Annotated in this window: 6 protein-coding genes; all 6 read left to right on the forward strand. The window is 61.6% G+C overall.

The features are described from left to right. The first annotated feature begins 3 nt into the window (after window positions 1-3). Entirely contained in the window at window positions 4-2,358 is a 2,355-nt protein-coding gene (locus tag RBB16_RS03800) for a xanthine dehydrogenase family protein molybdopterin-binding subunit (protein WP_306044880.1), read from the forward strand. A gap of 11 nt (window positions 2,359-2,369) precedes the next feature. Continuing rightward, complete coding sequence (locus RBB16_RS03805) at window positions 2,370-3,167, forward strand: xanthine dehydrogenase family protein subunit M (protein ID WP_306044881.1); 798 nt, start codon at window positions 2,370-2,372, stop codon at window positions 3,165-3,167. A gap of 409 nt (window positions 3,168-3,576) precedes the next feature. Continuing rightward, complete coding sequence (locus RBB16_RS03810) at window positions 3,577-4,620, forward strand: ATP-NAD kinase family protein (RefSeq protein WP_306044882.1); 1,044 nt, start codon at window positions 3,577-3,579, stop codon at window positions 4,618-4,620. A gap of 11 nt (window positions 4,621-4,631) precedes the next feature. Next, window positions 4,632-5,612, forward strand: a complete 981-nt coding sequence (locus tag RBB16_RS03815) for a thiamine pyrophosphate-dependent dehydrogenase E1 component subunit alpha (RefSeq protein WP_306044883.1) — start codon at window positions 4,632-4,634, stop codon at window positions 5,610-5,612. Between the two features lie 29 nt (window positions 5,613-5,641). After that, window positions 5,642-6,649 (forward strand): alpha-ketoacid dehydrogenase subunit beta, encoded by a 1,008-nt coding sequence (locus tag RBB16_RS03820; protein ID WP_306044884.1) that lies wholly within the window; start codon window positions 5,642-5,644, stop codon window positions 6,647-6,649. A 4-nt stretch (window positions 6,650-6,653) separates the two neighbouring features. Beyond that, a partial coding sequence (locus RBB16_RS03825; protein WP_306044885.1) for an acetoin dehydrogenase dihydrolipoyllysine-residue acetyltransferase subunit occupies window positions 6,654-7,752 on the forward strand: 1,099 nt, incomplete at its 3' end.

Genomic DNA, 7,752 nt, shown 5'->3' on the forward strand with positions numbered 1-7,752 from the left:
CAGATGAGCCAAGGAATTGGTGCCGCAGTCAAGCGCAAGGAAGACAAGCGCTTCACGACCGGCAAGGGAAAATACACCGACGATATCCGCATGGAAAACCAGGCCTATGCGGCCTTTGTGCGCTCGCCGCATGCCCATGCGCGGGTCAACAGCATCGACACAAGTGCCGCCGAGGCCATGGACGGCGTCATCGCCATTCTTAACGGCGCGGAACTGACCGGGGACGGGATCGGCAATATCATCTGCGGATGGGCGATCACCTCCAAGGATGGCAGCCCGATGAACATGGGTGCCTGGTCGGCGCTTGCCACCGAAAAAACCCGCTATGTGGGCGACGCGGTGGCGATCGTGATTGCCGAAACCAATGCCCAGGCCCGCGCGGCGGCAGAGGCCGTCGATATCGACTATGAGGAACTGCCGGTTGCGGCCAGCCTCGCAGCAGCGCTTTCTGACGGTGCCCCGCAGATCCACGAAAACGCCCCGGGCAACATCGTCTATGACTGGGAGATCGGCGAGAACGAGGCCACCGAGGCCGCATTGGCGGGTGCTGCGCATATCACCAAGATGGATATCACCAATAACCGTCTGTCGCCGAACCCGATGGAGCCGCGTTCAGCCGTGGCCATCTATGACGATGCCGAGGATCACTATACGCTCTATACAACCAGCCAGAACCCGCATGTGGCGCGTCTGGTTTTAAGCGCGTTTTATAACGTTGCGCCGGAACACAAGCTGCGCGTGATCGCGCCGGATGTGGGCGGCGGTTTCGGGTCCAAGATCTACATCTATCCCGAAGAAATCGCCTGTCTCTGGGCGTCGATGAAGACCAATCGCTCTGTCAAATGGACGTCCGACCGGACCGAGGCCTTCCTGACGGATGCCCATGGTCGGGATCATGTGACCAAAGCGCGGATGGGCTTCGATCAGGATGGCAGGATCGTTGGTTTCAAGGTCTCGACCAAGGCCAATTTCGGGGCCTATATGTCGCTCTTCTCCAGCGCGGTTCCGACCTATCTTTACGCGACTCTGCTGTCGGGCACCTACAATATTCCGAACATCTATTGCGAAGTTCTGGGTGTCTATACCAACACGGTGCCTGTCGATGCCTATCGAGGTGCGGGGCGACCGGAAGCCTCGTATCTTGTGGAACGCATGATCGAGACAGCCGCGCGAGAGATGGGCAAAGACCCTGCGGATCTGCGCAACATCAACTTTATCCGCGAGTTTCCGCATCAGACGCCGGTGATCATGAACTACGATTCCGGCGATTTCGAAGGCAATATGCGTCAGGCGATGGTTGCCGCCGATTGGGCCGGGTTCGGCGCCCGCAAGGCTGAAAGCGCAATGCGCGGCAAACTGCGTGGCATCGGCATGTCCTGCTATATCGAGGCTTGCGGCATCGCGCCGTCGGCTGCTGTCGGGTCGCTTGGGGCGGGTGTCGGTCTTTGGGAAAGCGCCGAAGTGCGGATGAACCCCGTCGGCACGATCGAGGTTCTGACCGGGTCGCACAGCCACGGGCAAGGGCACGAAACCACCTTCGCGCAAGTCGTGGCGGATCGTTTCGGCGTACCGATAGACACCGTGCAGATCGTGCATGGCGACACCGACAAGGTCCAGTTCGGCATGGGCACCTATGGGTCACGCTCCGGTCCTGTCGGTATGTCGGCCATCGTCAAGGCGCTCGACAAGCTCGAGGTCAAGATCAGGAAACTGGCGGCGCATCTGCTCGAAGCGTCGGAAGCCGATATCGTGATCGAGGACGGACAGGTCAAAGTCGACGGAACCAACAAGGTTCTCGCCTGGCACGAGGTCGGCCTGGCGGCCTATACCGGCCACAACCTGCCCGAGGGCATGGAGCCCGGACTGAAGGAAGGGGCGTTCTACGATCCTCTGAACTTCACCTTCCCGATGGGCTGCTTCATCTGCGAGGTGGAGGTCGACCCGCAAACCGGCAAGACCGAGATCCTGAAATTCGTCGCGTCAGATGACTTCGGAACCATCATCAACCCGATGATTGTCGACGGCCAGGTTCATGGTGGCATCGCTCAGGGTGTCGGGCAGGCAATGCTGGAGGAAGTGCGTTACAGCGAGGACGGCCAGCAATTGTCGGCGTCCTATATGGACTACGCAATGCCGCGGGCCGACGATCTGCCGGACTTCGATGTGCTGCATCACTCAACCCCCTGCACAACCAACCCCCTGGGCATGAAAGGCTGTGGGGAGGCCGGGGCCATCGGCACACCACCGGCGGTCATCAACGCGATCACCGATGCGATTGGCAATAACGATCTCAGCATGCCGGCCACCCCGGCCAAGGTCTGGGCCGCGCTGAACAGCGCCACAATCGCCGCTGAATAAGGGAGGTTACAATGCACAGTACAAACTATCACGCTGCCACAACGGCAGCAGAAGCCGCGAGCCTTCTGTCATCTGCCGAGGACGGGGCGCTGCTTGCCGGCGGTCAGACGCTGTTGCCAACGATGAAGGCACGACTGGCCGCGCCCTCGGACCTCATCGATATTTCGCGCGCAGAGGAGCTTCGCGGGATCTCTGTAACCGATGGCACAGCCATTATTGGCGCCATGACCACCCATGCAGAGGTGGCAGGGCACGCAGAGTTGCGATCCGCCTTCCCTGCCCTTTGCGATCTGGCGGGTCGGATCGGGGATCCCGCGGTCCGTCATCGGGGCACCATCGGCGGCAGCCTCGCCAACAATGACCCGGCGGCATGTTACCCGGCGGCGGTGCTTGGAACGGGGGCAACCATCTCGACCAACAAGCGCGACATTGCGGCCGACGACTATTTTGAGGGCATGTTCGCTACGGCCCTTGATGCGGGCGAGGTCATAACCTCGATCACCTTCCCGATCCCGGACGCCGCAAACTACCAGAAGTTCGCGCAACCTGCCTCGCGCTTCGCCCTGGTGGGCGTGTTCGTTGCGAAATCCGCGGATCGCGTGCGCGTTGCCGTGACGGGTGCCTCGGAAGAGGGCGTATTCCGATGGACAAACGCCGAAACCTCGTTGTCGTCCGATTTTACAGCAGATGCGATTGGCGGGCTGTCAGTCAGCTCGCAAGGGATGATTAGCGACCTGCATGGCGATGGAAGCTATCGCGCAAACCTGGTTCAGGTTCTGACAGCGCGTGCGGTTGCCGCCGCATCCTAAGACATCGAAAGACCCTGAGCCTGCGCTCGGGGTCTTTCCGCATGAGTGCCGGTGATAAGTCAGGCCGATTGGGGCCTTTGAAAAACCGCCCGCATTCCGCCTCCACAAGCATCCAGTCGTTTCGAATGCGGCGAGCGGTCTGCCAGGCGCCGCTCAAATCCTCTGCCAGCATGGTAGAGGATGAGCGGATATGCGCATTGGGGGGCACAGCGGTGCCATTCACGCGTCTTTTCGACACTTGAGCATTGATTGCCCTTTTCCGAGCGTATCCGCGCAGTCGCAAAGCAGACCGGGACGCAACCTTTGCTTGGGCCCGGCATCTAGCCCTGCGCACAGGGGGCGACGAACTCAACTCGAAACGCAATTGGCACAAACGTTGCTTTCTCTCATTGAAAGGGAGGCATCACTCGTGACCAAAGTTGGCATCATCGCAAACCCTGTCTCTGCCCGCGACATTCGCCGGATCGTCAGCCATGCGGGCAACCTGCCGATCAACGACCGGGCCAATATCGTGCTTCGGATGATGACGGGGCTTATGGCGACGGGCGTCGAAGAGGTGGTGATCATGCCGGAAAACGGTGGGATCCGCACACAGCTGATGCGCGTCATCGACCGCGAAAACCGCATGGGTCACGTTCGGTTTCCCCGTGTCAGCTATCTGGACATGCCGGTCACCTGCACCTCGGAGGACAGCGCGGAAGCCGCCCGCCAGATGCACGATCAGGGTGTCGGAGCGATCGTTGTTCTGGGCGGTGACGGGACCAACAGGGTTGTGGTGTCCAAATGCGGCAACACGCCGATTGCGGGCGTGTCCACCGGCACCAACAACGCCTTTCCAGAGTTGCGCGAACCCACGATCACGGGACTGGCTGTCGGACTGGCGGTAACGGGACAGGTGCCCTGCGAGCACGCCTTTGCCTACAACAAGCGGCTGGAAGTCCGCGTGAACGATCAGCGCGAGATCGCACTTGTCGATGTGGCCGTCGTTTCCGAGCGCTTCATCGGTGCCCGCGCCATCTGGAAGACGGCGAACTTCCGCGACCTGTTTGTTACCTTCGGCCTGCCTGACGGTATCGGCATGTCCTCTATCGTGGGGCTTCTTGCACCGCTTGATCGGCAGGAACCCGAGGGGCGAAGGGTACGACTTCTACCGCTTGAGACCGCAAACTTGCGTCTGACCGCCCCCATTGCGCCGGGCCTGATCGAAGAGGTCGGCATCGGGGCTGTCGAGAAGGTTGTTCCCAACGAGGTCTATCTGCCGAGCGTTTCCGCCGGGTCGTTTGCACTCGATGGCGAACGGGAACTGACCTTCAGCGAAATCGACGATGTCAGCATCCGGCTTCAGGCCGATGCGTTCCGCACCGTCAACGTGCCCGATTGCATGGCCTATGCGGCCCGGCACGGGCTTCTCACCCGCGCCGCGTCAGAGGCGCTGCGCACCGCTCAACCATAAGGGAGGACCTCATGAGCAACCCGTTCCCACTGGAAAAAGACGGGCTTCTGGAAGCCTATCGCCGGATGAAGACGATCCGGGAATTCGAAGAACGCCTGCATGTCGATTTCGGCCGCGGCGATATCCCCGGTTTCGTGCATCTCTATGCAGGCGAAGAGGCCGCGGGCGTCGGCATCATGATGCATTTGCAGGATCATGACCGCATCGCCTCGACCCACCGGGGCCACGGTCACTGCATCGCCAAGGGCGTGGATGTGAAAGGCATGATGGCCGAGATCTACGGCAAGGCGACCGGCTCCTGCGCGGGCAAGGGCGGATCGATGCATATCGCCGACCTGTCCAAGGGCATGATGGGCGCCAACGGCATCCTCGGTGCAGGCGCGCCGCTGGTCTGCGGCGCGGCGCTGGCGGCCCAGAAGCTGGGCCATGACGGCGTGGGCATCACCTTCTTTGGCGATGGCGCGTCGAACCAGGGCACGGTGCTGGAATCGATGAACCTGGCCGCGATCTGGAACCTGCCGGCGATCTTTGTCGTGGAAAACAACGGCTATGCGGAATCGACCTCGGTCGACTACGCCGTCGCGTCTGACAGCTACGTCGACCGCGCGACCGGTTTCGGCATGCCCGGCATCACCGTGGACGGCACCGATTTTTTTGCCGTCTACGAGGCGGCGGGCGAGGTGGTCAAGCGCGCCCGCGAAGGCGGCGGGCCGACCCTGCTGGAATGCAAGATGATCCGCTTCTTCGGCCATTTCGAGGGCGATGCGCAGACCTACCGCGCACCGGGCGAGAACGAGGACAACCGCAAGAACCGCGACTGCCTCAAGATCTTCCGCGCCAAGGTGACCGAGGCGGGTGTGCTGACCGATGCCGAGATGGACGCCATTGACGCCGAGGTCATGACCCTGATCGAGGACGCGGTGACCGAGGCCAAGGCCGCCCCGCTGCCCACCCCCGCAGACCTGACGACCGATGTGTACGTGTCCTACTGACACGCGCTGACAAGGAAAGGAGATAGAAAATGGCACGTACATTGAGCATGAAAGACGCGATCAACGAGGCGCTGGATCAGGAGATGAGCCGCGACCCCACGGTGATCATGATGGGCGAGGACATCGTCGGTGGCGCCGGTGCCGCGGGCGAGGACGACGCCTGGGGCGGGGTTCTGGGGGTCTCGAAAGGGCTCTACCACAAGCACCCCAAGCAGATGATCGACACGCCGCTGTCGGAAAGCGCCTATGTCGGCGCGGCCATCGGGGCGGCGACCTGCGGGCTGCGCCCGGTGGCGGAGCTGATGTTCATCGACTTCATGGGCGTCTGTCTGGACCAGATCTACAACCAGGCGGCCAAGTTCCGCTACATGTTCGGCGGCAAGGCCGAAACGCCGGTGGTGATCCGCGCGATGTGCGGTGCGGGCTTCCGCGCGGCGGCGCAGCACAGCCAGATGCTGACCCCGATCTTCACCCATATTCCGGGTCTCAAGGTCGTCTGCCCGTCCAACGCCTATGACACCAAGGGCCTTCTGATCCAGGCGATCCGCGACAACGATCCGGTGATCTTCCTGGAACACAAGAACCTCTACGCCTCCGAATGCGATGTGCCAGAGGAGCCCTATGCCATCCCCTTCGGTGAAGCGAGCATTGCCCGCGAAGGCAGCGACGTGACCATCGTGACCTATGGGCTGATGGTGCCCAATTCTCTGGCTGCTGCCGAAACGCTGAAGAAGGAAGGCATCGACGTCGAGGTGATCGACCTGCGGACGCTCTCGCCCATCGACATGGATACGGTCATTGAAAGTGTCGAGAACACCGGCCGTCTTGTCTGTGTGGATGAGGCCAACCCGCGTTGCTCCATCGCCACCGACATCTCGGCCAACGTGGCGCAGGATGCTTTCGGGGCCCTGAAGGCGCCAATCGAGATGGTGACGGCCCCGCATGCGCCGGTTCCGTTCTCGCCCGCGCTGGAAGACCTCTACATCCCGTCGCCCGACCGGATCGCGGCGGCGGTGCGCAAGACCATGGGGGCCTGAGCGGATGAGCGATCTGATAACGCCGATCCTCATGCCCAAATGGGGCCTTTCCATGCGGGAAGGCACCCTGGCCGCATGGCATGTCGAGGAAGGCACAGAGATCAAACCCGGCGACGAGATCATGGATGTCGAAACCGACAAGATCGCAAATGTCGTGGAGGCCGCCGACGGTGGCCTCCTGCGCAGATGCGTCGGGACAGCCGGAGAGATTTATCCGGTTCAGGCTCTCTTGGGTGTCCTGGCGCCGGCGTCGGTCTCGGATTCCGAGATCGACGCCTATATCGGCGCATTCGAAATGCCCGTGATCGAAGAGGATGAGGACGAAGCGCCCACGCATGAGATCGCAGAGCTGGGGGTGGGCCGCATCCGCTATGCGTCGCGCGATGGTGACGGCACGCCCGTGATCCTGATCCATGGCTTTGGCGGAGACAGCGACAACTGGCTCTTCAACATTGACGCAATCGCTGCGGATGCCCCGGTCTATGCACTTGACCTGCCCGGACATGGCGGATCGGTCAAATCCATCGACAACCCGGGCCTTGGCACAATGGTCGAAGCGGTGATTCAACTGATGGATCACCACTCGATCGACAAGGCCCATCTGGTTGGGCATTCGATGGGGGGGCTCGTTTCAGGGCAAACGGCAATTGATCACGGAGGACGCGTCGCATCGCTGACGCTGATCTGCTCTGCCGGTCTCGGGAACGAGATCAATTCGGACTATATCGACGGGTTCGTGTCTGCCGCCAACCGCAAGGAGCTCAAACCAACCCTGAAGCACCTTTTTGCGGATCAGAGCCTCGTGAGCCGTTCGATGGTGGACGATCTGCTGAAATACAAGCGCCTCGATGGCGTTCAGGGCTTCCTTGATGCGCTCAAAGGCAATCTGTTTTCGGATGGCAAACAAGCTGTCGGCATCGCGGACGGTCTGAGCAGCCTGGATCTCCCGATTCAGGTCGTCTGGGGAGAGGCCGACGCGGTTATCCCGAACTCCCACGCCGCTGCCATCACGGGTGCGAAGGTCACCGTGGTCGCTGATGCCGGGCATATGGTGATGATGGAAAACGCGTCCCGGGTCAACGAGCTGATCAAGGAACAGCTCT

The sequence above is a fragment of the Nioella sp. MMSF_3534 genome, from assembly GCF_030732985.1.
Taxonomy (GTDB): domain Bacteria; phylum Pseudomonadota; class Alphaproteobacteria; order Rhodobacterales; family Rhodobacteraceae; genus Nioella.